Origin of the sequence: Clostridium paridis, from assembly GCF_016765615.1 — a bacterium.
Lineage (GTDB): Bacteria > Bacillota > Clostridia > Clostridiales > Clostridiaceae > Clostridium_T > Clostridium_T paridis.
Window position 1 is genome coordinate 427,166 of record NZ_JAESWA010000017.1, and the last position, 24,891, is coordinate 452,056.

Here is a 24,891-nt window from a genome sequence, read left to right on the forward strand (position 1 = left end):
TCGCATTTTTTATTTTATAAATAATCAGAATTCTTTTTAATATATATTCTTAATGCTTTGATTACTAGATATAAGACATAAATCCCTACACCTAAAAATGCTAGATATAATATCGAAAAAAATGGAAACATAAACATACCCATAAAATCTCCTCCTCCCATAAACATAATTTTATTTCTTATTTTTTAAAGTTATTTCTTCCATTCTATTCATTCTTTTATCTTCTAATTGAGGTTTTTTATCTAAATACCAAGTATATGTTCTTTCTAATCCTACTTTAAGTGAAATGCTTGGCACATGTAATCCATCCTCTAATAATTTCTTAATATCAAGCATATAGGTTACATCTCTAAATGGGAAATACGTTCTAACATCATCTCTTATTTTATTTCTATCTATTTTAATAATATTAGGTTTTTCATTTACAACTTCTCCACAGATAATAATTAATTTTTCAAACGTTACTACATCTGGGTTTGTAATATTATATATCTTATTTTTCTTTTCCAAAAGCATTGCACTTTCAAAGGTTTTAACTAAATCATCAATATGTATAAATTGAGTTTTAGTATTACTTCCATTAGGCATTGGAATAGTTTTTTTATTTTTTATTCTATCAAAAAAATATCCTTCTCTATATAAGTTATTTCCTTCTCCATAAATATAAGTCGGTCTAAAGATTACATATGGAACTCTACTATTTATAATATAATCCTCTGCTTCTTTTTTATCTGTACCGTATTTACCCCAATTAGGGTTTTCACCTTTTTCATCATCTTCATTAATCAGCTCATAACTTGGCTTATAGACAGCTCCTGATGAACAAAATATATAACTCTTTAAATTACTTTTATCTATAGAAGTTAATATACTTTCAACATCCTCTTTTGTATATGCAGAGATATCAAAGATATATTCATAGCTTTTCCCATTTAGAATGTTTTCCACTTCGCTTTTTGACTTTCTATTGCATATTAAGTGATTTCTAAACCCTTTATAATCTAATGGTTTTATTCCTCTTGTAAGAATATCAATACTATAGCCTTGTTTTATAAGATGTTTTGCAAGTGAACTACTTACAAAAGTAGTTCCCCCCATTATAAGAATGTTTTTCATATTATCACTCCCCAAAGTAAACTTACACCTGTAAAATATTTCTATTTCATATATAGCGTAACACATTTACAACCATTGTGCTATACTATGTGAGTTAAGCGTAAATTCACCCTTGCATCTCATCTAAATAATCATCTATTAACTTAATATCTCTAAAATCTTTTTCTCGTCCTAGCTTAAGCTTTTGTTTTCTTATACTCTCTATTGTTGCAACTGAAAGCTCATTAACTGTTTCTACTTCATCCACGAACCAGTTTTCTATTACTTCTATTGAGCCATTTATTTCTATTACTCTTCTTCCATCTGCTAAAGTCTTATATTTATACCCTTTGTTAATTAAGCTGTCAAATAATTTAGAAGTGCAGCCTAAATCAATATCATTAGTTTTTTCTTTTATTCCATGAAGCACTAAGCCTGCCCCTGAAGATATCCAATACTCCCCTAGTGGTAAGTTTACTTCTTTCATAATTCTTATTATATCTTCTTTTATAAGCATCTTTATTACCTCCTCAATTCATATAGTAAATTATACCATTAAATTCTAATAATCAGTTATTAATATATTTCTTTATTAGGAATTGTTTGTCCTTAATATTCTTAATTATTAAGTAATGTAATTGTTTTACTTAAACATATTTGCTATATACGCTGTTTTACTTATATCTTCCATGGTGATAGAGTTATAAATGTGTAGTCCATATATTCTAATTACTTGATAATAATATAGTTTAATGGATTATATATTAGGAGGTTACAAATGAAACTTTTAAGAGAATTACTTATAATTACATTAATATATTTTTTAGGCGAGGTCCTGTCTAGGCTTCTTCATATACCTATTCCAGGAAACATATTAGGAATGCTTATTTTGCTGGCTTGCTTATGCACGAATCTTATTAAACTTCATCAGATTGAAAAAGTAGCAAATTTCTTTTTAAATCATTTAAGCTTTTTCTTTATACCTGCTGGTGTTGGTTTAATTACTTCCATAAGTGTTATAAAAGACTCATGGTACAAGCTTTTAGTAGTATGTATTTTAACTACAATCATAGTTATGGTTACAACAGGACATATAGTTCAATTTTTAGTAAAATTTTTATCCAAGGGAAGTGAGCAAAGTGAGTAGTCTTTTAGATTCTCCTATCTTCGGAATATTGTTATCTTTATTTGCTTTTGAGGTAGGTATGATTCTTTATAACAGAACTAAGTTTCCTCTTTTCAATCCATTACTTATTGCAATAGTTTTAATAATTGGATTTTTAGGAGTTTTTAAAATTAATTATCAAGAATTTAATATTGGCGGTCAATTTATAAATATGTTTTTAGGACCTGCTACGGTAGTATTAGCAGTACCGCTATATAAACAATTGCAATTACTAAAGAAACATGCTTTACCTATTATCCTAGGTATTTCAGTTGGAAGTTCCGTAGGAATCTTAAGCATAATTGGTCTTAGTTATATTTTAGGCTTAAATGGACTCTTAACTAAATCATTGCTAGCAAAATCTGTTTCTACTCCAATAGGAATGGAGATAACTAAATCCTTAAATGGAGTTATTCCTATAACAGTTATTGCAATAATAATTACTGGGATTTTAGGAGCAATTATTGGACCATGGGTACTTAAAACCTTTAGGATTCATAACAAAATAGCTGTGGGGATTTCTCTAGGAACTTCAGCTCATGCTGTAGGCACTTCCAAAGCACTGGAGCTTGGAGAAACTGAAGGAGCTATGAGCTCTCTTTCCATTGGAATTGCCGGGCTAATGACTGTAGCTTTAGCACCATTAATATATCATTTTGCAATATATGTATATTCGTTTATAAAATAGAAAAACCCATCTTCATAAAATTATGGAGATGGGTTTAGTTGTTTTGAAAATATAAACTTACTAAATGTTTCTACAGTTTCAAAATAGTAATCAGATTCATTTTTCATATATTCTTTTATTTCAGGAATTATATGTGACCAGCCTGCTGCTGCAAACTCTATATTGCAAGCTCTAGCCATATCTAATCCTGGTTTTAAATCATCTAATACTAAAATCTCATGCTCTTCTAAATTAAAAGTTTTCATGATTTTCAAAAGTGGATACGGACTTGGCTTCCGTTTATCATCCTCCACATCCCACCCAAATATTAAGTCTGGAGTAACATTGCAGTTTACAATATAATCTCTAAGAATTTGTTCACTCTCAGAATGTGATACTACACATATTATCCCACCTAATTCCTTATATCTTTTTATTAATTCTGGAAATCCAGAGTAGAACTCTGGAACTATAGACTTAGTATAGCTTCTCCATATTTCATTCTGCTTTTGCTGCTCTTCTTCACTAAATTCCAAAACATCTTTGCATAAGTGTGAAAAGCCTGGACTAAAACAACAAGAAACAAATTCTTCTAGGGTAAGTGGTTCAATGTCTGGCCTTAATAATTTCATTGCCTCCACAAAAGATGGATGGTGTATCTCTGGTGTACTCTTTGACACTGTATCATCATGATCCAAAACTAAACAACGGTATATCAATTGATTTCCTCCATTTAAATCGATTAATTTTTCTTAATTTCAATTCTTCTTTAATTTAAAAATTGCGTATGTAGGGGTATCCATATATCCATAATATCTTTTTATATTATCCTCTTTCCATTCAGCAGGAGGTAACGGTTCTAATAATTCTTCTATTTGCAGTCCAGCCTTAACAATACTATTTATATAATCTGACATTGTGTGGTGATAACTATATGAAAGATAGTTATCAATATTAGGATTATATTCAATCCATGGCTGTATATATGCTCTTAGTCCTCTATCTAAATATTTTACATTCCATTCATCGTCTACAGGGATTTCTCCATTTTCCTTTGACAAAGGATAGCACGCGGAGTACACTGGATTTATTACTGACAGTATACATGTACCTGCTGAAATCAAAACTCTATTTATTTCTTTCATGACTTCATTCAAATCTTTTACATAATGCAGTACTGTAGAAGAGAAAACAAAATCAATACTGTTATCATCAATAAAAGAAATATTCTCTATATCCCCTTGACTGAATTCTATTTGTGATCCCTTTTCTTTTGCTCTTTCCTTGCAGAAATTAATCATCTCATCTGATAAATCAATTCCTAATATCATCTTTGGATTAAGCTCCTCCAATAAAAAACTAAATCTTCCAGTTCCACATCCAAGATCAAGAATTGTTTTATTCTCTAATCTTGGCAAAATAGTTTTAATAGCTTTCCATTCAATTAAACTACTATAAGAGTCTTTGGTATTAGTGAAGTCTTCATAGAACTGTACCATCTTATCCCAATTAGATTTAAAATTTCTCTTTTCCATGACTTTTCTCCCAGTATATATCATTACTTATTTCAATTAATTTTATAAATTTAAGCAATACAAGATAGAGGCATTAAGCCTCTTCTTTTGCTATAATGCCTCTTTTAGTTCAATACATCTTTTATACAAAAGATCTAATTCACAACCACAGCTTCCACATTCTTTGTCTGCTTGCTCTACTGCTTTGATTAAATCTTCTTTGTTTCCATTTCCATCAAGATATGCTTTTGATGGAATGGCGATTAAATCCCAGCCTGAATTAGAAAACTTTTCTAAAATTACTTTTAATTCTTCCATGATAAATCTCCTTTCATTTTTTCATTAAAATTATTTATATTACTATAAGATTCTAATCGTTTCTCTAATGTTTCAGTATGAAGTTCAAATAAGTTATTGTCATAGTCATAAAAATAAATAGAATATCCTTCTCCTGGTACTCTTTCTCTTGGCGGCTTTAGTTCTAAATTCAACTCTTTTATTTTATTTAAATAATATTCAACTTCAGAAATTAAACTTTTAAATAACTTTGTAGTTTTCTCTAAATCTCTTTCAATAAAAGTAATATGACTTATACCCTCTATCATATCTATCACCTATCATTACAAATTTCATTTATCCTATTTAACTGTCTCTCAGTAGCTATAATAGCTTCATCATAGTTTTTATCCTCTACTTCGTTAAATTCTAGCGTAACTATATCTGGTTTTGCCTTACTTAATACCCACTTTAACAGTCCATAATCTTCTTCTTTCATCTCCTCATGAGTATCCATAGGGAACCCATCTTTGTCATAACCTGAGCCATTTATATGAATTTCCTTTACTCTATCAAGTTTTAAGTTATCTAGATAATCATATATGTCAAATCCTCGAAACTTTGCAGTTAGCTTTGCATGGGTAATATCAAGTAAAAAGAATACATCATTATCAATGAGGAGTTTATTAATTTGATCTGGTTCATTAAATGGATAAAGATCATAATCACTACGATCACTTGGTGTATCAGGTGAATTCTCAACTAATAAAGGCACAGATAAATTCTTTTTGAATATTTGTATGTTTTTACCCATTCTATTATAAATATTAACCTCACTCATACCTTCAAACATATCTTCATTTCTAATAGCTAAATGAAATCCATAATGAGGAGAACCACACTTATTTATAATTTCATTGGCACTCTTAAAGTCTATCATTTCTAAACTTTGAGTTCCTGCATTCTCAAAATATCCTAAACCATGAACTAAAATCGGACGCAAAGAACGCATAGTCGAAAACTCTTTATTAAAGTTACCAAAGGCGCCTGACTTAATATAATCTACATTTACTGCATCTTTTTCAAGAAGTACTTTTAAGGCTCTTGACCAATTACAACCAATCTTCATATTTTCATCTCCCTTAATCCACTTTAAAAAGTTTTAAGCTTTACTTGTTTTTCTTTTTATAATTATATCCCAATAGAATAAATGCGCATGTTAAACATATATAAGCAAGTCCCATTAATATCTGACTTTCTAAAAAGTAAATAATTGATGAAACTCCAAATAAAATTCCAGAGAAAAAATATAAATAGTGTGTAATATTCTTTTTCATATAGCTCACTCCCATAAAAGTTCTTAACTTCTAATACATACACTACATAAATTTATAAATATAAACAGCTACAAACAAAGTAATTGTCCATAATGAATATGTGCAAAAGCTAATAAGTTTCATTTTTTTATCTTCTGCTTTAATGTCAAATTTCATTACATTAATCTGTGCTCTAAATATAACCATTGCTGTTAAAACAAATAGCATTACCCAAAATGGTATTAAATTAGCACAAAACAAAAAATTAATTATTGTTGAAATAATAACCACAAAATAAAATGTATAAAACATTTTAATATTAGTCACACCCATTCCCCCAATCTATATACATACTTATTTAAATATCTTCTTAATAATCACCTACAGTAAAAAGACTTATTATCTATGGCTCTCATAGTAGCAAGAATTCCATCTAAATGATCATACTCATGTTGTAGTAATTCTGATAAGTCTCCTTCTAATTCTATTTTTCTATCATTAAAATCTATATCCATAAATTCAATTACACATCTTTTATGTCTTTCAACCTTAACTAATAGCTTTGGAAAGGACATGCAATCATCCATTACTTCCATCATCTCATCATCTTTAAAGCTTAAAACTGGATTTATAAAAACCACTGGTTTATCTATATACATATAAATCAATCTCTTAAACACACCTATTTGAGGAGCTGCAATTGCTCTTCCTACCCCATACTTTTTTCTAAAATCCATAAGGGTATCATGTAGATCACTCACAACTTCTTTGATACTTTCTAATTCTTTTTCTTCTATAACTGAACTAACATCATATAAATTTTCATTTCCTAACAATAATATTTCTCTAATCATAACTACTGCCTCAATTCTCCCCTAATGAATATTTTAAGAAAACATGAATTATTTAATTTCTGCAAAAATTTCATGTATATTTCCATCTGGGTCTGCAAATAGAGCTGTTCTTTGATTCCAAGGCATATCTTGTGGTTCATGAATAGAAGTTGCACCTTTAGAGATTAATTTCTTAAATGATTCATCAACATCTTTCGGATCTTCACATGGGAAAGCAAGTTCAAATCCCTGTCCAAATGACTCTTTTCTATATTCACTACTATAAACATACATAACATCTCTCATACAAATAGCAAATCTTACCCCATCGTTTTCAAATTCAACATAGTTACCCAGGTCATTTTCAATTCTAAATCCGAGAACTTGATTATAAAAATTTTTCATTTTATCAATATCATTTGTCCAAATCGTAATAAGATTAATTTTTGCTTTCATCATATATTTTCACCTTTCTTGATTTAACATGTAGTTTGCTTTATTTTACAATTGTCTATTTTATTTAATTATACTTAATGACAGTATTAATTTCAAATTTTTAGCATTACTGTATATATATGAGCTCCGTTAAAATTAAAAGCCAGTAATACACATTAGGCATTACTGGTTTTTAACTTTCTATTTACTTAAGTCAACTTCTATTGCTTTATCTTCGTAAATTTTGTATATATTATCTAAATATTTGTCATCATTTCCTACATTAAATGATATATGATAGTTCTTATCTTTTCCAAAATACTTATTAAACTTTAATATAAATTTCTCATTATTTATGTTTTGGTTTATTAGCTTCCTACTTTCAGGATTCATATTGCTAGCCTTAGAATTATTGCTGTCGTTCTTTACTAATAGCAGCCTATCTAATAAGTCAGCTCTTAAATATCCCTTTATATTTACTGTAACCTCTACATAATCTCCCTTATCCTCTATTGACTCAATATCTAATGACCCGTTCTCACCTTTATAAAGGGAAACATCTTTACTTCCAATAGCATAACTTTTTCCAATCATAGTATTATAAGAATCATTTGATATCTCATATGGAATAATTTTCATTTTACTAGGTAACTTGCCATTTAATTTATATCCATAATAAACTTCTGAAAGATTATCTGCATTAATCCACTTATTTACGCCATAATTACTTGATAAGGATAGTAGTTTATTATTTTCATCAAGAACAATATAATTAATATAAGCATTTGGGTTTTCCTTATCATTAATGTTTTCTTTAGAAGTAATATCTAACTCAATAGGTGACAATGTAATATTTTTTATATTAAAATCTCCTATATCTAATTTATCTCCTTTATTAACATCCATAGTCTTAGTATCTTTTGCTAACTCTTCACTATCAACATTAATATCAAAATTCCATTTTCCTTCATTATTTGATATATTATAGATATTCCATTTAAAATTGAATGTCTTGGGAAGCTCTTTTCCCACTCTCATAACTAACATATTTCCAGACCAGTTCTTATTGTCATCTTGAACCAAATATTCTTCTGAGGATATTCCCCCGTAATCAACAAGATCTTTATCATCTATTTTCATTTCATTTCCCCAAATGCCTGGCTTTTGTTCTCCTGTTTTATCCGAATTTATGTTATAAAATATTCTAATGGTATGAGCATCTGATATTATATTTTCAATACTAACAGTGTATCCACTATCATTTACTTTTTTATCTAAAATTTTTGAATAGAGATCAATCTTCTCAGGGGCTTCTCCTTTTTCCTCAAAAGACTTAAGTAAGTCTAACACCTTTGCATAAACATTATACTTTACTCCTAGAGATACTGATATTATTATGGCAAGCCCAGCTACAAAAGCAAACTTTCTAATGTTAAATCTTTTTTTCATATTAGACTCAAATTGTAGTTCTTCTTTTATATCTTCTTTCATTATCATGCCTAAAGTTGCTTCTACTCTTTTATTTACTTTTTCACTTATTTCATCATTTGACTTATTTTCTTTTATAAGTTTATCTATGTTATCCATTATTAAACCTCCTTGAGCATGTGATAAAGATTTTGCCTAGCTCTTGATAATCTAGATTTAACAGTACCAGCTGATATCTCCAAAACATTTACAATTTCTTCCACTGTCATATCTTGATAATAATAAAGTTCAATAATTACCCTATGTTTATGTGATAAGTTATCTAATGCTGCTTTAATATCTAGATTTTCATACTTATCATTAAATTCTATCAGCTCAAAATCATTTTTATCTACAACGATAACCTTTGAACTCTTTCTTAATATGGAGTTACATTCATTCACTAAAATTTTAAGCAGCCAACTTTTAAAAACCATTGGATTTTTAAGTGTATTCATATGCTTATATGCTTTAAGTATAGCTTCTGACATAGCATCAGCCACATCCTCTTCATCTCTTAAAATACACATAGCTACTGAGTTCATATCCTTTTTATAAAATCTAATAAGATCACAAAAACTCTCTTTATCTCCAGCTATAGCATTATTTACTTTGTGAAATATAGAATCAATTTTTTCAGTCTTTCCTATTAAACTTAACTTCATGTTTACCCCCTTGTTTTTCACATTTCATAAATAAGATGCTAAAGATTTAGCTTTGGTTCCATTTATTTATAAAATAAAAAAGCTATCCTATTAACTAGGACAGCTCTAAAATCCTTGTTTTGTTTAACTTATTTCTCAAAATCCTTATATAACAAGCTTGGTTGTATTCCTTCATTGTCTTGGTATTTACCACTTGAATAATGGTCATATTCCCCTTCTATTGCATGGTAATATATTTGGCATATATCTACATCTGGATATATTCTTATAGGTTGAATGCAATGAATTTCTAATGTCCAATACCCCTTAAACCCAACATCACCAAACCCTGCAGTTACATGAACAAAAAGACCTAGTCTACCTACAGAGGATCTTCCTTCAAGCATTGGAACATATTTATCAGTTTCTGTATATTCCTTTGTTCTTCCTAAGTATAACTTATTAGGCTCTAATACTAATCCTTTCTTAGGAATTATAAGGCTTTTACACTTATTTTCTTTTTTCATATCTAATGATACTTCTTCATATATAAGAAGTTCATTATGTAACTTAAGATTATAGCTATTAGGATTCAGCTGTTTTTCATTGAAAGGTTCTATTTTAATTTCATTGCCTAGCTTGGCTTTTATTTCTCTTCCTGATAATATCATAAAAATTGCCTCCCGCATTCTACATAAAAAATCTTAACTCAATTATACATAAATGTAATCGTTTTTTCAAATATTTAACAATATTTTTTTAATAGCAATGTTTATAATCTACTATATTTTAGGAGAACTCATTTTAAAGTTCTCCTAATTGAATTTTTAGATGAATACTAATTAAAATGTTTTATTACTTAGTATTGTTTTTAACGTCTATATATGCCTCTTCAAAACTTTGATAAACTTTATTTGATAAATTAAAATTAGCTTCATCAATTACCTTTCTAAAAAACTGCCCCATCTGTGTTGTAGCCATTTTACCTGTAATTAAAATTGGCATTGAGAATTTCCATGATTCAACTACTTTTTCTTTCTGTCTGTGCGGATACCTAATTACCCACCTACCTACTCTAAGCGAATGTTCATTTCCTGTCATCTTTCCTTGATTCATTGCTTCTACATCATATCCCCAAAGATTTCCGAATGCAAATGAGCATTCTGGACAATCAAGAGGTCCGCCACCAAGTTCATTTCCACAAGTTTTACACTTAACCATTTTCATTGCTGAATCAACAATTGTCCATGAATGCTTATCTATTTCTTCAATTATTACTTCAGCAAGTATCTTTTCATCATTACTACCTGATAATATACATTCTTTTTCTATTAACTCTTTCCAATCTAATATCCATAAATCCTCAATTGTGTTATAGCACTCTAAGCAACTTTTATAATTTCGACCTAAAGGTGCTCCACAACTTTTACATACCTTAACCTCATTAGGACGTTGATATACTCGTCCTCCCGATGGTCTTTCAGGAAAGTCTTTATATAATCCTTTCATTGGCTCAACCTCTTTTCTTCTGTAACACTAATAATCCAAAGTTCTTTATTAGTATAAACCATTACGTTAGGTCAAACTCAATATTTATTTAATACTTATTTCCTCTATTTTTATAAAATTATCTCATACAACTTAAACCAAATTAGATGCGGTATGTTTAACCCTAAATCTACTGTTCCAACATATTTATAACCACACTTTTCATATAAAGCAATAGCAGGTTTATTATGAATTGAAACATCCAATCTAATAGATTTCATTTTCTCTTCTATACTATAACTTTTAGCAAAATCCATTAGCTTTTTGCCTACACCATTTTTCATATACTTTGGATGAACAACGAAAGTATGTATAACAATAATATCTTTATAAGCAGCTTCGATTCCCCATGTTACATCCCTGTATGCCTCTTCTGGCTCATGGCTAAGTATTACAGAGCCTGCAATCTTATTATTTACTCTCAGTACAAATAAAGTTCCTGCTTTAATTCCATCTGCAGCAGTTTCTCTAATTGGATATATTCCTTTAATCCATCCAGGATAATTTATCCCGCTTTCTAAATAATCATTTAAATCATCATAGAGACGTTCTAGCTCATCTATATCATTTTCAGTTCCTTTTTCTATTTTATAATCCGTTGCGTTTAAATCTATCATCTTTATAATTCTCCTAGTAGATATCTATTTATAAGTTTTTTTTCTTCGAATAAGCATAATAAATGCTGTTAATAGAACCGCTAAAATAATCGAAGGAATAATATTTTGATTAAAGGTCCTAACATAATATTCTCTAAGTTTGTCCCAAATTGTCACCCCTTCTACCCAGTGAATTGCTGCAAAAACTGTACTTTTAACATATCCAACTATAAGATATGTACATAGTAATGAACTAATAAAAGTAACTATAACTTTCAAACTATATCTCAAAGCTTACACCTCACTATTAAAGTTTCATATATTCTTGTTCACTCTTTACTTTCACTATGCTAGTTATTAATACATATCCGAAAATAATCTGAAAAATTGCTAAAAAGTCACTTTTAATTAATAAAAGACGTAATATTGGATATGTGAAGGTTTGTTTAAAAAAGTTAATTGGACTATATGCCAAAAATAACCCAAGTGAAAAATAAAGTGATGGCAATCCTAAGAAGATAAATTTAGGTAAATTAACTCTTAACCTTCCTTCTTTCCTTATCTCTAATAAAAATCTTTCAACTCCAAGTAATACTCCTAATCCGATAAATAGTACACTTGACCAAATTAATATTGGAATCACATTGAAGGTTACCTTACTTTCTTTATCTAATGATATAAATAACTTGCTTGAAAATAAAATATAACATGCAAATATTAGGGCGTAGATAAGATACATTAACCAGCTTTTCTTTTTCATTTTTACTCCTACTTTCAATTTTATTATTAGCTATTTATAAATCCTATGCTACAATAACCTGATAAATACATCTTACGTAACCCGCTTATATAATATTTTCTTAATTATACATAAAATAACAATACTTTTCAAATATTTTACATTAGGATTTTGTAAAAAAACAGGAGCCTGCTGACTCCTGCTAATTATTTTCATAACACTTTTTTACTCTCAAAAGATTAGTATTTATTTTATATAAAATATTATTTCTATATTGTATTACCTTTGAAATATTATTTTCTGTGTACTTCTCAAGCTTTTCCATAAATTCATCAGCTGCTATTTCTTTTGAGTAGACCATTCCTAGTCCTTTTTCCCATGAAGCTGTTAACGTTGGATTTAATAGTGATGGAATAGATGCTTTTATAACCTCATATATCATTTCTCCTTTTTTAGTTGGAGTTAGAATTTGAGTTTTATTATTTGAAGTTAGATATTCTATCCTAATTAACTTCTTAATTATCTCTGCTCTAGTTGCCGACGTCCCTATTCCACTACCTTTTATTTGCTCTCTTAGTTCATCATCTTCTATAAGCTTTCCTGCATTTTCCATAGCGATGATTATAGATCCTGTCGTATATCTTTTAGGAGGTGTTGTTTCTCCTTCTTTTATATTTAAATCTTTAAGTGGAAGCTTCTTTCCCTTTTTTAATTGAGTTATATCAAGTTCTTTCTCTTCTTGAGATTCTTTTCCTAAGATCTCTAGATATCCTTTCTCAACTAAAATCTTCTTAGTAAAGTTAAATCTTTCTCTATCCACTTCAACTGTTAAATTAGTTTTATTATATTTTGCTGGTGGAAAGAAAATACTTAAAAATCTTCTTATAACTAGCTCATAAACCTCTTGCTCTAAGGAGGTTAATCCCGATGCATTATATTCTCCTGTTGGAATAATTGCATAGTGATCTGTAATTTTAGAATCATCTACATATTTACTTTTTACTAGATTTTGTGACCACTTATTCTCTGATATCTTTTTAAGGTACTCTTTACACCAAGTTTCGGGGTGATTCTTATATAAAGCTGATAGGTTTTTACCTATATCCTTTGCTACTGCTTTAGATAATACTCTTGCATCTGTTCTTGGATACGTTAGCATCTTTTTTTCATATAACTTTTGAGCGATTCCCAAAGTTTCATCTGGACTTATTTTAAACTTCTTAGTACATTCATTTTGAAGCTCTGCTAGATTAAATAGTAAAGGTGGATTCTTAGTTTCCTTTGTTTTCTTAACTTCTACTATCTCACCTTCTTCAAAGGAATTTAATCTATTAATAAGCTCTTCAGCAGTTTTTCTCTCCTTAAATCCAGTTTCATTATATAAAAATGGTGAATTGAAATATGTAGAACCTTCATAAACTTTCCATTCTAGATTTAACTCTGCATCGTTTAATAAAAAATTACTATTTACCTTAAAAAACGGAGTTTTAACAAATTCTCTTATTTCTCTTTCCTTATCCACTACCATCGCAAGTACACAAGTCATAACTCTACCAACTGCTATTACAACTCTATCCTCTTTTAATACTGTTCCTAAGTTTCTCGCGTAAATAAGTGTTAGTAATCTTGAAAAATTTATTCCTAGTAAATAATCTTCCTTTGCCCTAAGATAAGCAGATGAACCTAATGAATCATAATATTCTAGCGGCTTAGCCTCTTTTATTCCTCTTTTTATTTCTTCTTCAGTTTGAGAATCTATCCATACTCTAAACTTTTCTTTTTTAGGGTTCCCCGCCATATGATCTACCAATCTATATATGTATTCTCCCTCACGTCCTGAGTCAGTACAAACGTATACTTTATCCACATCTTCTCTATTTAATAGACCTTTAACTATTTCAAATTGCTTTGAAACAGATGGAATTACTTCGTACAAATACTCTTTGGGTAAAAAAGGTAATTGTTCAAGGTTCCAAAATTTTAATTTTTCATCATATTTTTCTGGATAACTCATAGTAACCATATGTCCTACGCACCATGTAAAAATAGCCTTATCTCCTTCTATATAGCCATCCTGCCTTCTTCCTTCAATTTTCAAAATGTTGTAATAATCCATAGCCACAGAAGGCTTTTCCATGACAAAAAGAGCTTTTCCCATATATTTCTCCAATCCAAATTAATAAGACTCCTCTAGATAAACTTAATGTTAGTTATCTATAAATAGGAGCCCCTAAATAAGCATTACTATTATACTATATTTTCGAATTTTTTTCAAAGGACATTAATATTTGCTTGTTGCTAAGCTTCATTTAATAACCAAATATAAAAGTTTAAAACCCCTGCAAATATTAGCCATAGTAAATATGGAATTAGTAATATTCCTGCAAGCTTATCCTTTCTAAAAAACTTAATAAATGTTATTAAAACTAAAATAAATAAAATAGCTAACTCTATACATGCTAGTCCATATAGTCTAAAACTAAAAAATATAAACACCCATAAGTAATTAAATATTAATTGGATATAGTAAAAAAACATTGCTGAGGATACATCTTCTCCACTCATGCCAAGCATATAAATTCTGTAGGCTGAAACTCCCATTAGTAAGTATAATATAGCCCATACTATTGGAAAAACTATTCCTGGTGGAGCAAAAAATGGTTTTGTTAATTCTATATATTGCCCCATTGTGTTTCTATTTAAGTACCCTACCAACGCCCCTCCAATTAGAGGCATAAAAACTTGAATTAAAAATGTGCTTATCTTAAAATTACCCTTAACCTTAAAAGGATTTTTCATAATATCACCTCTCTTCATAAAATAATATATGTTCCCAGTTATGTTACTATTCTTCATTTATGTGTTATAATTTCTTAAGAACTATAGATTATAAAGGTGGTTTTAGTATGAATATATTATTAGCTGAAGATGATAAAGACATTAGAGATTTGATAAGTTTACATCTCTCAACAGAAGATTTTGAAGTGTTTTTTGCTGAGGATGGCAGAAAAGCCATTGAAATTTTTGAAAATAATTCTATAGATTTAGCTATTCTAGATGTTATGATGCCTTACTTTGATGGTTTCGAGGTTCTTAAACATATAAGACAAGATAGTGAAATTCCAGTAATTTTCTTAACGGCTCGTGGTGATGATACAGATAAAATACTAGGACTTGGACTCGGTGCAGATGATTACATGGTCAAGCCTTTTAGTCCTGTTGAACTTAAAGCAAGAATACATGCTCAATTAAGAAGATATTATAAATATTCTCCAGGTAAAAAACAAAATATTATAAAACTTGGCTATTTAACACTTGATAAAGAAAGCTGCCAGATATTTAAAGGTGATACTCTATTAGAATTAAATGCTAAAGAATTTAAAATTCTAGAGCTTCTCATTGAAAATCCAGGAAAAGTATATACTAAAAAGAAAATATACGAACTTGTTTGGGATGATACCTATTATGGCGATGATAATACCATAATGGTTCATATGAGTCATATTCGTGAAAAAATTGAAGAGGATTCAAAAAAACCAACTTATCTTAAAACTATTAGAGGAATAGGATATAAAATGGAAAGGATTGAGTAATCTTGAAGTTTCTAAAGCTAAGGAGAAAAAAAACCCTAGCAAATCTCCTTATGAAAAATTATGTCATATCATTTTTTCTTATGTTCTTTGTGCTTATATTATCTTTATTTATAAGTGCAATCATTGGAATGGTTTATTTTAAGGTAGATTTATCAGACCCTACCTCTCCTAAAAACTTTATGCAAGATGATTACACTAAAATTGATTCTAGTCCTATTTTGGATATGGATGGATATATGGTTATCATTGATAAAAATGGTAAAATAGTTAATAAGCAGGGGCAAGTTGCAGCTCCATTTGACAAAGACAAAATTTCAATTGCAGATATAAGCACGTTAATAAACTATAGTGAAAAAGAATCAAATTTTGTTTTGGATGTTAGAAAGAAAAATTTTCCATACGTATATAGAACAGCTTATAATCATAAAAATGACTTTTTGATGGTAATTGGTATACCATCTAAAAAATATACAGAGTTAGAAATAGCCCCTAAAAGACTTACTGTTAAGCAATTTATTCTTATTTCCTTTAGTATTTTTATGTTGTTTTTCTTGCTAGTTTTTTATCTTTATTCAAGGATAACTTCATCCTACTTTTTGACACCATTAAAGATATTAACCCATGGAGCTAAGAAGCTTGCTACTGGAAATTATAGCACTAGAATTAACTTAACTAGTAAGAACGAATTTAAAAATCTTGGTGATGCTTTTAATATTATGGCTTCAAAAATTGAAGAAGAAACAAACTTAAGGGAAAAGTCTGAAGAATCAAGAAAAAGATTAATCTTAGACATATCTCATGACTTAAAAACTCCACTTGCATCAGTGCTTGGCTACTCTGATTATTTAATACAAAATCCTGATTTACCAAAAGAAGATGTTATAAAATATCTTTCTGTTATTAAGAGAAACTCTGAAAGATCAAATAATTTAATTCTAGACTTATTTGATTATTCTAAGTTAGACTCTTGGAACTTTACTCTCTCAAAAGAGAAAGAAGATATTTGTGAATTTTTAAGAGAATTCATAGCTTCATATATACCAAGACTTGAAGAGAATGGATTTGAATATGATTTTGATATTCCTGAAAAAGAAATACCATTACTTTTTGACAGAAAAAATCTAGATAGAGCATTAGGAAACATAGTAATAAACAGCACTAAATACAATCCTAACGGGACTTTATTAAAAATATCTTGCTTTGAAAAAAATAATTATTTAAATATAATTATTGAAGATAATGGCGTTGGAATACCTAAGAATGAAGCTCAAAGTATGTTTGATCCTTTTACTCGTGGAGATAAATCTAGAACCTCAGAAAATACTGGCACAGGCTTAGGACTAGCAATTACCAAAACTATTATAACTAAACATAATGGTACTATAACTCTTGAAAGTGAACTTAATAAAGGCTGTAAATTTATTATTAAGTTGCCCTTAAATAACTTAAAGAAAAAGTATAATTTAAAGCCTTTTAATATGAATCTTATTTAAATTTCCGAATATGGAGTGAATGTAGTATGAAATTAAAAATTACTTCTCTGCTTATGATTTTTGCTTTTTGTATATCTTTTATTGGGTGTACACAATCACAATCAGATAATATTAATGGAAAACAAATAGGTAAAAATATCGAAAATGCTTTATCTATGCCAGATAAAATCATTATTTACAGTAATAATACTTCAAAAGTATTAGATAAAACCAATTCAGATTTCAAGAAATTAGTTGATTTAACAAATAGCAGATTTCATAACAAATTATCTACATCACAAGATATTATAGATGATACAACAATAGAAAGCATGAAAAAAGATGGATTAGGGATGGAATTTATTTATTCTAATGAGCAAGACCTATCAATAAAGGGAGATGGATTTCAGCCTTTTAAATACCATAAATTATATTTTCAATTGACAAGTGAAAAGTATGGTAATGCGCAGGGTTCTTCTGTTCATACATTGCAGTATGGAGATAAGGATCATTATAAAGATTGTTCAAGAGGGCCTCTAAGATATTCAGAAGAACTAATTAAAATAGTAGAAAACTTAAAATAATAATTTAGATTTAATCACAATATTCATAAAGAATAAGTTATGGGAAGTCACTTTGACTTCCCATAAAATTTAAATATATATATCCGAGAATTCTATATCTATTTTTTCATCTACGTTACCTATTATAAAAGAATTGTTTTCACTCTCTGATATAGTTTCATCATAGGGTAAAGTAATTAAGAATTCATTTCCAAAATCCTTTTCAGTATTTAAGATAAGCTCGCCACCTTGCAGCTCTATTAAACTCTTACATAAATATAAACCTAACCCACTACCTTCTTTATCTCTATTAAGTGATTTATTTATTCTTGTAAACTTGTCAAAGAGGTATGGTTTTATGTCCTGAGATATAGCTGGCCCATCATTTTTAACACTAATGTATAACTTGTCTTCTTTATTGCTAATATTTATATAAATATATCCATTTTCCTTTCCGTACTTAATTGAATTTGAAAGTAAATTCAAAACTGCTCTTTCAATAAGTTCTCCGTCACAAGATGCAAAAATTTCTTCCTCTTCTGCATCAAAAACTAAAGTCATTTTTACTTTTCTTAAATATCTAACAGAAGCTTGTGCTACATTTTCCACTAGTTCTACTATGTTATATACTCCATACGTAGGAACCAAATACTCCTCAGATATTCTATTAGTATCTATAAAATTATTTATAGTCCTAATTAATCTCAGACAATTTTGTTTAATTACTCCACTATTTCTTTCAAGCGCTTCATAATTGTTATCAACTATATATAATCCTTTAACCTGTAAAGAAGAGTATATTAAATTAATAGGAGTTCTTAATTCATGTGATATATTTGAAAAAAATTGATTTTTTAATTTTTCCTCAGCTAAATTTTTTTCTAACTCCTCTTTTAACTTAAAGTTTTTATTATTTTCGGTTACATCCTTAATAAACAATATTTTAGCTTCAGCTTCTGATTTGAAAACATAAACCTCCAAATCTCTTACTTTGCCTAATATTTCTTTCTTAATAGAATATTGAATATACCCACTTATAGAAAAATCAGTTAATTCTATTTCTAATATGTCTAAAATATCTTTTAAATGCCTTCCTTCTATATTTACATTGTATCCATTAATGTAATATCCAATGGATTCATTGGAATATGAAACTCTATCCTCGTTGAATATTATTATACCATCAGAAATTGATTCAATTAAGGATACATATTTATTTTCACTTCTAACCAAAATACTCTTAACTTCACTCAATATTTTCATTCGTTCTTGTAAGGTCCTATTCAAAACTACCTGTATCTTTTCTACCTCTCTTAGTTCTTTATATATTCCATTATAAGTTTTATAAAATACAAATCTACCTATAGCGTCATATAAAGTATAATAGAAAATATACTTTAGTATATGTGCCAAAATTAGTGTATCTAGATCAAACTTAAAGTGTAACATTGCCACGAATTCATATGAAATTTCAAAAAACAAAATTAAATATAGGTATATCTGTTCTTTTCTACCTATAACTTCACGATTTTTAGCTATTAAAATTATTGTAATCAAAAGTAACCCATATAGTAACAACCAACCGTTAATAATATATTGAGTTACATCTTTATTCATTATTACACCTAGTTCAACTAATATTCCCAAAAGTGTAATTATAATAAGGAGAAATCCATAAGACACAAAGATAGTTTTATTATTTACCTTATATTTTATAAACAATATAGATAAAATAATTAAACTATAATCTAAAAAGTTATTGCTTACCCAAATGAATATGGTGCTTATGAATGCGTTTTGTTCTGAGATTGAAGAATTAACAAACATAACATGCAGAAAGTCTAATGAACACATAAGAGGAAACCCATATCCAATATATTTAAAAACAGACTTTTCATTACTACTTCTGGCAAATGAAATCAATGCCATGGATAAACCCAGTGCAGTACATATAAATTCTATTAATATATGAAATAAGCTATAATTATTGGTGAATATATATAAAACAAGCAGGGCCATCAACAATGGAATAAAGATTCTTATTCCTATATTTTTCTTAATTTTACTTACTTCTAAGTCAATCATTGTTATTTAATTCCCCTTTTTAAAAGTCAAAGTTACTGTTGTCCCAACATTTAACTTAGATTCTATTGTTATTTTTCCACCCTGAAGTTCAGTAAGATTTTTAACCACATACAAACCTATTCCATTTCCTACTTTGCCATACTCATTTTTACCTCTTTCATATCTATTGCACGCTTTATTCATAAATTCTTCTTCCATTCCTATACCATTGTCCACCACTCTTATTTTCACTTCTTCATCAATTAGAGAAATGCTTACCAAAATGGCTCCTCCTCTATTTGAAAACTTCAATGCATTAGAAATTAAATTTAGTATAATCCTTTCCACAAACTCACTATCCATATAAATATATATTTCTTCTTCTAAGGTATCAAAAATTAAATGTACATCCTTTGCTCTAGCATATTCTACTAAATTCATTGTTTGGTCTTCTATTACCTCAACTATATTACCTAACTGCATATTTGGTTTTAAATAATGAGAAGTTAATTTTGAACTATCAATTAAATTATTTGTAAGTCTTATAAGTGATAAACAATTATCTCTAGATAGTTGATTATACTTTTTCACTTCATCAATATTATTTTTTTCAATTAATAACTTCTCTAATTGAGTTGCTGAATATATTACATTTATTGGAGTTTTAATATCATGACTAATATTAGATAGAAAGTCTCCTCTTATTTTATCCTCTATTTTCTTTTGTTCTAGATTTCTTTTTATCTCTTCTATTTTCACCACTTCTGTTCTATCCTTAATTTGTACTAAACACTGGCTATCGTCTTCTGATAGCTGTATGAATTGAAATACTAAATAATATTTTAAGTCACCTTTTCCTAGTGTTGCTTCGTATATATTTGAAAAATCTACACTTGTCCCATTTTTACTAAATATCGCTTCATTAAAACTTACTAGGTCAGTAAGCTTCTTATTTATTACTCTTTTTAGTTTTTTCTCCTCAAAATAATCCAGAAAGGCAGAATTTGCGTATATTATTCTACCGTTGGACAAGTTTAACATTAACATTGGTATAGGCAAATTTTTAAATAAATTTTTAAACATGTCCTCACGCTTAAATACTCTATTTTTTGAAGACTCCAGTTCAAGATTTTTGGATAGTATAACCTTATTTAATAGATTTAACTCATTATTTCTTTCAAACAGATCATTAAAAAGAATATCATAAGAGTTATTTAAGAGTTTTTGAAATATGCACCCATAAAATATTATTTGAGATGCTAATTTAATTAAATCATATGCAGGATTTAATATCATTTCTTTAAACAATACCATCTGTATTGTATTAATAATGAATGCTACTAAGATTATATATGAATATATCTTAAAATAGTTTATGTTCATCCCCTTCTTTATGCTGAAGCCGTTAAAAGAGATGACTGCATATATAAATACAGTTATTGCTAAACAATTCCCTATAATATTAAATAGATGTCTATTTGATATTGTTATTGAAAGCGTAAAGCAAGTTATTAATGTTATTACTATTAATGAAATATATCTAATCTTAATATATTTCATATGGCTATTTCTAACAAAGTATGGTGTATAGGTTAACAATAAAGCAATTAAAATATCTGAGAAGAAATATATAAACTGCATATTTCCTTCAAAACTATTTTCAATAATCTCTGTTGGAACTAATTTAATAATATTAGCTATTGCTGATATAAAAAAAGTAATGGAAAAAAACTTAAAGTACTGACTCTTTATAATATTTGAAGTTGAATAAGTTAACATCATTATTGAAAAACTAACTACAATATATATTAATCCAATTATATTTCTTGTTAAATTCGGAATAATTATATTCAAAATTGCAATAATAAAAGTTGCATATATACATATAAGCGATATTTTTTCTAATATCACTCTATCTATATAGACAATTTTCTCTATCTCTTTGTTATACATATTTAATCCTCCTACATCTAAATTTTACCTAATCCAATGTAAAATGTGAATAAAAAAGTTATAAATTGTAATTTTTTTATTAGTTAATTAAAATTTACTTAATATATTATACAAATCCTCTGTTTTTACTTGCTTTTCTGCTAATTATTTCAAAAGGGGTGATTGTTATATTAAAAGAATTTAAAGAATTTGCAATAAAAGGAAAGGTATTGGAGTTAGCAATCGGTGTTGTAGTTGGTGGTGCATTCGGTAAAATTGTAACTTCTTTGGTAAATGATATTATTATGCCAATTGTTGGTGGCCTAACTGGAGGTATTAATTTTACATATTTAAAATTCGTAATTAAAGAGGCTAATGGAAGTTTTCCAGGAGTTACACTTAACTACGGTAATTTCATCCAAAATGTAATTGATTTTCTTATAATTTCTTTTTCAATATTCCTATTTGTAAAATCTATAAAAAAGTTAAAACAGCAGGATGAAGAATCAAAATCTGAGAAACCATCAGATGAGATTCTGCTTCTTCAAGAAATTAGAGACCTTTTAAGGAATCAATCACAAAAATAACTATATATATTACTAATTTAAATAAGCAGAAGCTTTATTAATACAGCTTCTGCTTATTTTTATAAATTCGGCTATTTATCATTTATTTCATTTTCTACAAATTCTTTAAAGCAATTCATATTAGTTATCTCTTCAAGTTCTTCATCCTCTAATATATATTTTAAGAAGTCTGGATATATATTAAGTGCTTCTATTAGATCATTGCAAGCTTTGTGATTTTCGCCTATTAAAGTATAGAAGCAACTTCTGTTATAATACAAGAAATGTACTTCCTCACAATTTTCAATTCCTTTTGTTAGAACCTCTATTCCTTTTTCTGTATCTTTATATTTATAAATTACTGCTAGATTTAAGTAACTATAAGCGTAAATAGGATTCATTTTTATTGATCGATTATAAAAACCTATAGCTTTATTAATCATATTAAATTTAAACGCAATAACACCCATATTAAATAATGCTAAATAATTATTGGGCTTTATTTCAAGAGCTTTAGAAAATCGCTTATATGCTAAATCATTTTTGCCGAGTGCTTCATATATTGATCCTACATTAGTATTTGCCCAAAAATCCATCGGATTTAATGAAAGAAGTTTTTCATAAGTTATAATTGCTAATTCCTCTTCCCCACATATGTCATAAACATTTGCAAGAAAAAAATATGCTTTATGATAGTTAGGACTTATATATATTGCTTTCTTATATAATCTAATTGCCTCATCATAGAGTTCATCTTCATCATATATAACTGCTAATCCATAATAAGCTCTTTCCTCATTTTCATCTATCCTTAAGGCCTTATTATAATATTCCTTGGCTGTCTCTGATTTTCCTAATGAGTCATAAATTAAAGCTATTTCAATAATTATATCTACATCTTCTTCATTAGATAATTCGTTAGCCCTACTAAATAAATCTAACGCTTTAACTAATTTATCATCTTCTAATGCTTTATAAGCTCTTTCTATATATTTCTGTATTAAAACATCTTCCTTCATTTTATCACCTGCTATATGAATTATACACTTTCATGCAAAATAAAAAAAGAGGGTATTACCCTCTTAAAAACTATATCGAACTTCCAAAATACCGTTGCCCTTCTTTTGACACCTATCTCTCGATAGGTGGGTGTCCTCACTGATGCATATGTGTCCTGGCCTCTCGGACTTATAAGACAATCTTGCATCTAGGTACTTGAACTCCCGTAAATTAACTGTAGGTTCAAAATAAGAGCCTGACAAATACCCCAGAAGTAATTCTTTGTTTTTCTGATATGATTATAAAACATAATAAATACAAAATCAAATCTAAATAATTGAAATTACTTAAGAAAACAAGAGTTTAACTAGGCTTAATCATACTAATATAGCTATGAACGCAAAAATTCATCAATTAGCTTCCTTGCAATTGATAGATTATTTGGTATATCAGGCAGCTTATCTTTTTTAAACCATTTAGCTTCTCCGATTTCAGTGCCATCAACCTTTATCTCGCCGCTTTCATATTCAGCAGTAAATCCTATCATTACAGAATTGGGAAATGGCCAAGGTTGGTTTCCAAAGTATTTAATATTATTTACCTTAATCCCCACTTCTTCCATAACTTCTCTTTTTACACTTTCTTCAAAGGTTTCTCCTGCCTCAACAAATCCAGCAATTACACTAAACAAACCTTCCTTAAAATTCAGGTTATGAGCAAGTAAAATCTCCTCTCCTTTTATAACTGATACAATTATAGCAGGAGATAATTGAGGATAATATGTTGTTCCACAAGCATCACATTTTTTTGCTCTCTCATTATCTAATTTATGAATTTCACTTCCGCATTTTCCACAAAATCTATTATTTTTATCCCAATTTATTATCTGCTTTCCTCTCCCAAGTAATAAAAAGAATCTCTCACCTAAAATTATTCCTAATGATCTTATGTCAATAAACTCAAAATATGGCTTATTATATATCTTATCTTCTGAGATTTCACAGGCGTAACACTCAGTCCCCTTTAAACTTCCTATGTAGTATTCTTCTTTTATATCTAAAAAATCAATTTTATCATAAGTTGGTATATGAACTTCTTCATTTTCCTTATAAGTCAAAACTTTATCATCATTAAAAACAAACCATAAATCCATATTAGTTTTAGCTTTCACCGAAACTACTCCTGGAACAAAATCTAAATATTCTTCTATATTATTCATTATAAAGCCTACTTTCATATTAGAATTTGATTAATTATTATTATACATCTTTTTATATAAAAAAGGAGCATATTTGAACTGAACCCATAATTTTAGACAATTTTTAATTAAGCTATCTTCAAGGACTGGAGCCTGTATTGAACAGGACTCAGTCCTTTTAGTTTGATCTTAATACGATTATTGTTGTA

General features: G+C 28.3%; 32 protein-coding genes and 1 other RNA gene. 6 read left to right on the forward strand and 27 right to left on the reverse strand.

Annotated elements, in window-relative coordinates; translation table 11 throughout:
- Positions 1-14 precede the first annotated feature (14 nt).
- The 3 genes from JK634_RS20520 to JK634_RS05260 all read right to left on the reverse strand — a co-directional run bounded on the left by JK634_RS20520 (position 15) and on the right by JK634_RS05260 (position 1,612).
- Positions 15-143: a hypothetical protein gene (locus JK634_RS20520; RefSeq protein ID WP_274601337.1), complete on the reverse strand. Its 129-nt coding sequence runs from the start codon at positions 141-143 to the stop codon at positions 15-17.
- A 28-nt stretch (positions 144-171) separates the two neighbouring features.
- A complete protein-coding gene (locus JK634_RS05255) occupies positions 172-1,116 on the reverse strand; it encodes an SDR family oxidoreductase (protein WP_202766570.1) in 945 nt (314 codons plus the stop codon).
- Positions 1,117-1,222: 106 nt separating this feature from the next.
- The gene (locus JK634_RS05260; RefSeq protein WP_202766571.1) at positions 1,223-1,612 is read right to left on the reverse strand and encodes a hypothetical protein; all 390 of its coding nucleotides are present in this window, start codon (positions 1,610-1,612) and stop codon (positions 1,223-1,225) included.
- Between the two features lie 261 nt (positions 1,613-1,873).
- On the opposite strand from JK634_RS05260, the gene JK634_RS05265 reads away from it, so the two are divergent.
- The gene (locus tag JK634_RS05265) at positions 1,874-2,242 is read left to right on the forward strand and encodes a CidA/LrgA family protein (protein WP_202766572.1); all 369 of its coding nucleotides are present in this window, start codon (positions 1,874-1,876) and stop codon (positions 2,240-2,242) included.
- On the forward strand, positions 2,235-2,948 hold the full coding sequence (locus tag JK634_RS05270; RefSeq protein ID WP_202766573.1) for an LrgB family protein: 714 nt from the start codon (positions 2,235-2,237) through the stop codon (positions 2,946-2,948). Before JK634_RS05265 ends, JK634_RS05270 begins: the two co-directional genes overlap by 8 nt.
- A gap of 20 nt (positions 2,949-2,968) precedes the next feature.
- Here JK634_RS05270 and JK634_RS05275 read toward each other — a convergent pair whose 3' ends face one another.
- The 18 genes from JK634_RS05275 to JK634_RS05360 all read right to left on the reverse strand — a co-directional run bounded on the left by JK634_RS05275 (position 2,969) and on the right by JK634_RS05360 (position 15,094).
- Positions 2,969-3,646 (reverse strand): HAD family hydrolase, encoded by a 678-nt coding sequence (locus JK634_RS05275; RefSeq protein ID WP_202766574.1) that lies wholly within the window; start codon positions 3,644-3,646, stop codon positions 2,969-2,971.
- A gap of 39 nt (positions 3,647-3,685) precedes the next feature.
- The gene (locus JK634_RS05280; RefSeq protein ID WP_202766575.1) at positions 3,686-4,462 is read right to left on the reverse strand and encodes a methyltransferase domain-containing protein; all 777 of its coding nucleotides are present in this window, start codon (positions 4,460-4,462) and stop codon (positions 3,686-3,688) included.
- Between the two features lie 90 nt (positions 4,463-4,552).
- Positions 4,553-4,759 carry a hypothetical protein gene (locus tag JK634_RS05285; RefSeq protein ID WP_202766576.1) on the reverse strand — a complete coding sequence of 69 codons (207 nt, stop codon included), beginning with the start codon at positions 4,757-4,759 and terminating at the stop codon, positions 4,553-4,555.
- Positions 4,747-5,046, reverse strand: a complete 300-nt coding sequence (locus JK634_RS05290; protein WP_202766577.1) for a VOC family protein — start codon at positions 5,044-5,046, stop codon at positions 4,747-4,749. The genes JK634_RS05285 and JK634_RS05290 overlap by 13 nt, the downstream gene beginning before the upstream one ends.
- Positions 5,047-5,051: 5 nt before the next feature.
- Entirely contained in the window at positions 5,052-5,846 is a 795-nt protein-coding gene (locus JK634_RS05295) for a multinuclear nonheme iron-dependent oxidase (protein ID WP_202766578.1), read from the reverse strand.
- 40 nt (positions 5,847-5,886) lie between these two features.
- Positions 5,887-6,054, reverse strand: a complete 168-nt coding sequence (locus tag JK634_RS05300; RefSeq protein WP_202766579.1) for a hypothetical protein — start codon at positions 6,052-6,054, stop codon at positions 5,887-5,889.
- Positions 6,055-6,096: 42 nt separating this feature from the next.
- Positions 6,097-6,360, reverse strand: a complete 264-nt coding sequence (locus JK634_RS05305) for a hypothetical protein (protein ID WP_202766580.1) — start codon at positions 6,358-6,360, stop codon at positions 6,097-6,099.
- A gap of 50 nt (positions 6,361-6,410) precedes the next feature.
- Positions 6,411-6,887 carry a peptide deformylase gene (locus tag JK634_RS05310; protein ID WP_202766581.1) on the reverse strand — a complete coding sequence of 159 codons (477 nt, stop codon included), beginning with the start codon at positions 6,885-6,887 and terminating at the stop codon, positions 6,411-6,413.
- Positions 6,888-6,935: 48 nt separating this feature from the next.
- Entirely contained in the window at positions 6,936-7,322 is a 387-nt protein-coding gene (locus JK634_RS05315) for a VOC family protein (RefSeq protein WP_202766613.1), read from the reverse strand.
- Positions 7,323-7,502: 180 nt separating this feature from the next.
- A complete protein-coding gene (locus tag JK634_RS05320; RefSeq protein ID WP_202766582.1) occupies positions 7,503-8,888 on the reverse strand; it encodes a DUF4179 domain-containing protein in 1,386 nt (461 codons plus the stop codon).
- Between the two features lie 2 nt (positions 8,889-8,890).
- Positions 8,891-9,433: an RNA polymerase sigma factor gene (locus JK634_RS05325; protein ID WP_202766583.1), complete on the reverse strand. Its 543-nt coding sequence runs from the start codon at positions 9,431-9,433 to the stop codon at positions 8,891-8,893.
- 128 nt (positions 9,434-9,561) lie between these two features.
- The gene (dcd, locus tag JK634_RS05330; RefSeq protein WP_202766584.1) at positions 9,562-10,083 is read right to left on the reverse strand and encodes a dCTP deaminase; all 522 of its coding nucleotides are present in this window, start codon (positions 10,081-10,083) and stop codon (positions 9,562-9,564) included.
- 184 nt (positions 10,084-10,267) lie between these two features.
- Positions 10,268-10,921 carry a hypothetical protein gene (locus JK634_RS05335; RefSeq protein ID WP_202766585.1) on the reverse strand — a complete coding sequence of 218 codons (654 nt, stop codon included), beginning with the start codon at positions 10,919-10,921 and terminating at the stop codon, positions 10,268-10,270.
- A 110-nt stretch (positions 10,922-11,031) separates the two neighbouring features.
- Entirely contained in the window at positions 11,032-11,577 is a 546-nt protein-coding gene (locus JK634_RS05340) for a GNAT family N-acetyltransferase (protein WP_202766586.1), read from the reverse strand.
- A gap of 24 nt (positions 11,578-11,601) precedes the next feature.
- Entirely contained in the window at positions 11,602-11,847 is a 246-nt protein-coding gene (locus JK634_RS05345) for a hypothetical protein (RefSeq protein ID WP_202766587.1), read from the reverse strand.
- Positions 11,848-11,863: 16 nt separating this feature from the next.
- Positions 11,864-12,316, reverse strand: coding sequence for a hypothetical protein (locus JK634_RS05350; protein ID WP_202766588.1), 453 nt, complete (start codon positions 12,314-12,316; stop codon positions 11,864-11,866).
- 181 nt (positions 12,317-12,497) lie between these two features.
- On the reverse strand, positions 12,498-14,453 hold the full coding sequence (locus JK634_RS05355) for a DNA topoisomerase (RefSeq protein ID WP_202766589.1): 1,956 nt from the start codon (positions 14,451-14,453) through the stop codon (positions 12,498-12,500).
- A 140-nt stretch (positions 14,454-14,593) separates the two neighbouring features.
- Complete coding sequence (locus JK634_RS05360) at positions 14,594-15,094, reverse strand: TspO/MBR family protein (RefSeq protein WP_202766590.1); 501 nt, start codon at positions 15,092-15,094, stop codon at positions 14,594-14,596.
- Positions 15,095-15,201: 107 nt separating this feature from the next.
- Here JK634_RS05360 and JK634_RS05365 point away from each other — a divergent pair, with 107 nt between their 5' ends.
- From JK634_RS05365 to JK634_RS05375, 3 genes are read left to right on the forward strand one after another with little or no spacing between them, the layout of a single operon-like run.
- Complete coding sequence (locus JK634_RS05365) at positions 15,202-15,888, forward strand: response regulator transcription factor (protein WP_202766591.1); 687 nt, start codon at positions 15,202-15,204, stop codon at positions 15,886-15,888.
- Between the two features lie 50 nt (positions 15,889-15,938).
- Positions 15,939-17,381, forward strand: a complete 1,443-nt coding sequence (locus JK634_RS05370; RefSeq protein WP_202766592.1) for a sensor histidine kinase — start codon at positions 15,939-15,941, stop codon at positions 17,379-17,381.
- 26 nt (positions 17,382-17,407) lie between these two features.
- Positions 17,408-17,944 (forward strand): hypothetical protein, encoded by a 537-nt coding sequence (locus JK634_RS05375; RefSeq protein WP_202766593.1) that lies wholly within the window; start codon positions 17,408-17,410, stop codon positions 17,942-17,944.
- Positions 17,945-18,013: 69 nt separating this feature from the next.
- Here the strand turns inward: JK634_RS05375 and JK634_RS05380 are convergent, their stop codons facing one another.
- Together JK634_RS05380 and JK634_RS05385 are read right to left on the reverse strand one after the other, a co-directional pair.
- Complete coding sequence (locus JK634_RS05380) at positions 18,014-20,008, reverse strand: sensor histidine kinase (RefSeq protein WP_202766594.1); 1,995 nt, start codon at positions 20,006-20,008, stop codon at positions 18,014-18,016.
- A 6-nt stretch (positions 20,009-20,014) separates the two neighbouring features.
- A complete protein-coding gene (locus JK634_RS05385) occupies positions 20,015-21,940 on the reverse strand; it encodes an ATP-binding protein (protein WP_202766595.1) in 1,926 nt (641 codons plus the stop codon).
- 158 nt (positions 21,941-22,098) lie between these two features.
- Between JK634_RS05385 and mscL the strand changes: the two genes are divergently transcribed.
- Positions 22,099-22,506 carry a large-conductance mechanosensitive channel protein MscL gene (gene mscL, locus JK634_RS05390; protein ID WP_338031209.1) on the forward strand — a complete coding sequence of 136 codons (408 nt, stop codon included), beginning with the start codon at positions 22,099-22,101 and terminating at the stop codon, positions 22,504-22,506.
- 71 nt (positions 22,507-22,577) lie between these two features.
- Here mscL and JK634_RS05395 read toward each other — a convergent pair whose 3' ends face one another.
- The 4 genes from JK634_RS05395 to JK634_RS05410 all read right to left on the reverse strand — a co-directional run.
- Positions 22,578-23,504 (reverse strand): tetratricopeptide repeat protein, encoded by a 927-nt coding sequence (locus JK634_RS05395; protein WP_202766596.1) that lies wholly within the window; start codon positions 23,502-23,504, stop codon positions 22,578-22,580.
- Positions 23,505-23,580: 76 nt separating this feature from the next.
- Positions 23,581-23,762, reverse strand: a non-coding RNA gene (gene ssrS / locus JK634_RS05400) — 6S RNA.
- Positions 23,763-23,875: 113 nt separating this feature from the next.
- Positions 23,876-24,703, reverse strand: coding sequence for an NAD(+) diphosphatase (nudC, locus tag JK634_RS05405; protein ID WP_243425555.1), 828 nt, complete (start codon positions 24,701-24,703; stop codon positions 23,876-23,878).
- Between the two features lie 107 nt (positions 24,704-24,810).
- Positions 24,811-24,891, reverse strand: an 81-nt coding sequence (locus JK634_RS05410) for an IS3 family transposase (RefSeq protein ID WP_202765671.1), incomplete at its 5' end; no start/stop codon positions are given.

Bases quoted from the DNA above. Each gene is read 5' to 3' on its own strand.
- JK634_RS20520 (WP_274601337.1), bottom strand. From the start codon at position 143: ATGGGTATGTTTATGTTTCCATTTTTTTCGATATTATATCTAGCATTT.
- JK634_RS05255 (WP_202766570.1), bottom strand. From the start codon at position 1,116: ATGAAAAACATTCTTATAATGGGGGGAACTACTTTTGTAAGTAGTTCA.
- JK634_RS05260 (WP_202766571.1), bottom strand. From the start codon at position 1,612: ATGCTTATAAAAGAAGATATAATAAGAATTATGAAAGAAGTAAACTTA.
- JK634_RS05265 (WP_202766572.1), top strand. From the start codon at position 1,874: ATGAAACTTTTAAGAGAATTACTTATAATTACATTAATATATTTTTTA.
- JK634_RS05280 (WP_202766575.1), bottom strand. From the start codon at position 4,462: ATGGAAAAGAGAAATTTTAAATCTAATTGGGATAAGATGGTACAGTTC.
- JK634_RS05285 (WP_202766576.1), bottom strand. From the start codon at position 4,759: ATGGAAGAATTAAAAGTAATTTTAGAAAAGTTTTCTAATTCAGGCTGG.
- JK634_RS05290 (WP_202766577.1), bottom strand. From the start codon at position 5,046: ATGATAGAGGGTATAAGTCATATTACTTTTATTGAAAGAGATTTAGAG.
- JK634_RS05295 (WP_202766578.1), bottom strand. From the start codon at position 5,846: ATGAAGATTGGTTGTAATTGGTCAAGAGCCTTAAAAGTACTTCTTGAA.
- JK634_RS05300 (WP_202766579.1), bottom strand. From the start codon at position 6,054: ATGAAAAAGAATATTACACACTATTTATATTTTTTCTCTGGAATTTTA.
- JK634_RS05310 (WP_202766581.1), bottom strand. From the start codon at position 6,887: ATGATTAGAGAAATATTATTGTTAGGAAATGAAAATTTATATGATGTT.
- JK634_RS05315 (WP_202766613.1), bottom strand. From the start codon at position 7,322: ATGAAAGCAAAAATTAATCTTATTACGATTTGGACAAATGATATTGAT.
- JK634_RS05320 (WP_202766582.1), bottom strand. From the start codon at position 8,888: ATGGATAACATAGATAAACTTATAAAAGAAAATAAGTCAAATGATGAA.
- JK634_RS05325 (WP_202766583.1), bottom strand. From the start codon at position 9,433: ATGAAGTTAAGTTTAATAGGAAAGACTGAAAAAATTGATTCTATATTT.
- dcd (WP_202766584.1), bottom strand. From the start codon at position 10,083: ATGATATTATCAGGAAGAGAAATAAAAGCCAAGCTAGGCAATGAAATT.
- JK634_RS05335 (WP_202766585.1), bottom strand. From the start codon at position 10,921: ATGAAAGGATTATATAAAGACTTTCCTGAAAGACCATCGGGAGGACGA.
- JK634_RS05340 (WP_202766586.1), bottom strand. From the start codon at position 11,577: ATGATAGATTTAAACGCAACGGATTATAAAATAGAAAAAGGAACTGAA.
- JK634_RS05350 (WP_202766588.1), bottom strand. From the start codon at position 12,316: ATGAAAAAGAAAAGCTGGTTAATGTATCTTATCTACGCCCTAATATTT.
- JK634_RS05355 (WP_202766589.1), bottom strand. From the start codon at position 14,453: ATGGGAAAAGCTCTTTTTGTCATGGAAAAGCCTTCTGTGGCTATGGAT.
- JK634_RS05360 (WP_202766590.1), bottom strand. From the start codon at position 15,094: ATGAAAAATCCTTTTAAGGTTAAGGGTAATTTTAAGATAAGCACATTT.
- JK634_RS05365 (WP_202766591.1), top strand. From the start codon at position 15,202: ATGAATATATTATTAGCTGAAGATGATAAAGACATTAGAGATTTGATA.
- JK634_RS05370 (WP_202766592.1), top strand. From the start codon at position 15,939: ATGAAAAATTATGTCATATCATTTTTTCTTATGTTCTTTGTGCTTATA.
- JK634_RS05375 (WP_202766593.1), top strand. From the start codon at position 17,408: ATGAAATTAAAAATTACTTCTCTGCTTATGATTTTTGCTTTTTGTATA.
- JK634_RS05380 (WP_202766594.1), bottom strand. From the start codon at position 20,008: ATGATTGACTTAGAAGTAAGTAAAATTAAGAAAAATATAGGAATAAGA.
- JK634_RS05385 (WP_202766595.1), bottom strand. From the start codon at position 21,940: ATGTATAACAAAGAGATAGAGAAAATTGTCTATATAGATAGAGTGATA.
- JK634_RS05395 (WP_202766596.1), bottom strand. From the start codon at position 23,504: ATGAAGGAAGATGTTTTAATACAGAAATATATAGAAAGAGCTTATAAA.
- nudC (WP_243425555.1), bottom strand. From the start codon at position 24,703: ATGAATAATATAGAAGAATATTTAGATTTTGTTCCAGGAGTAGTTTCG.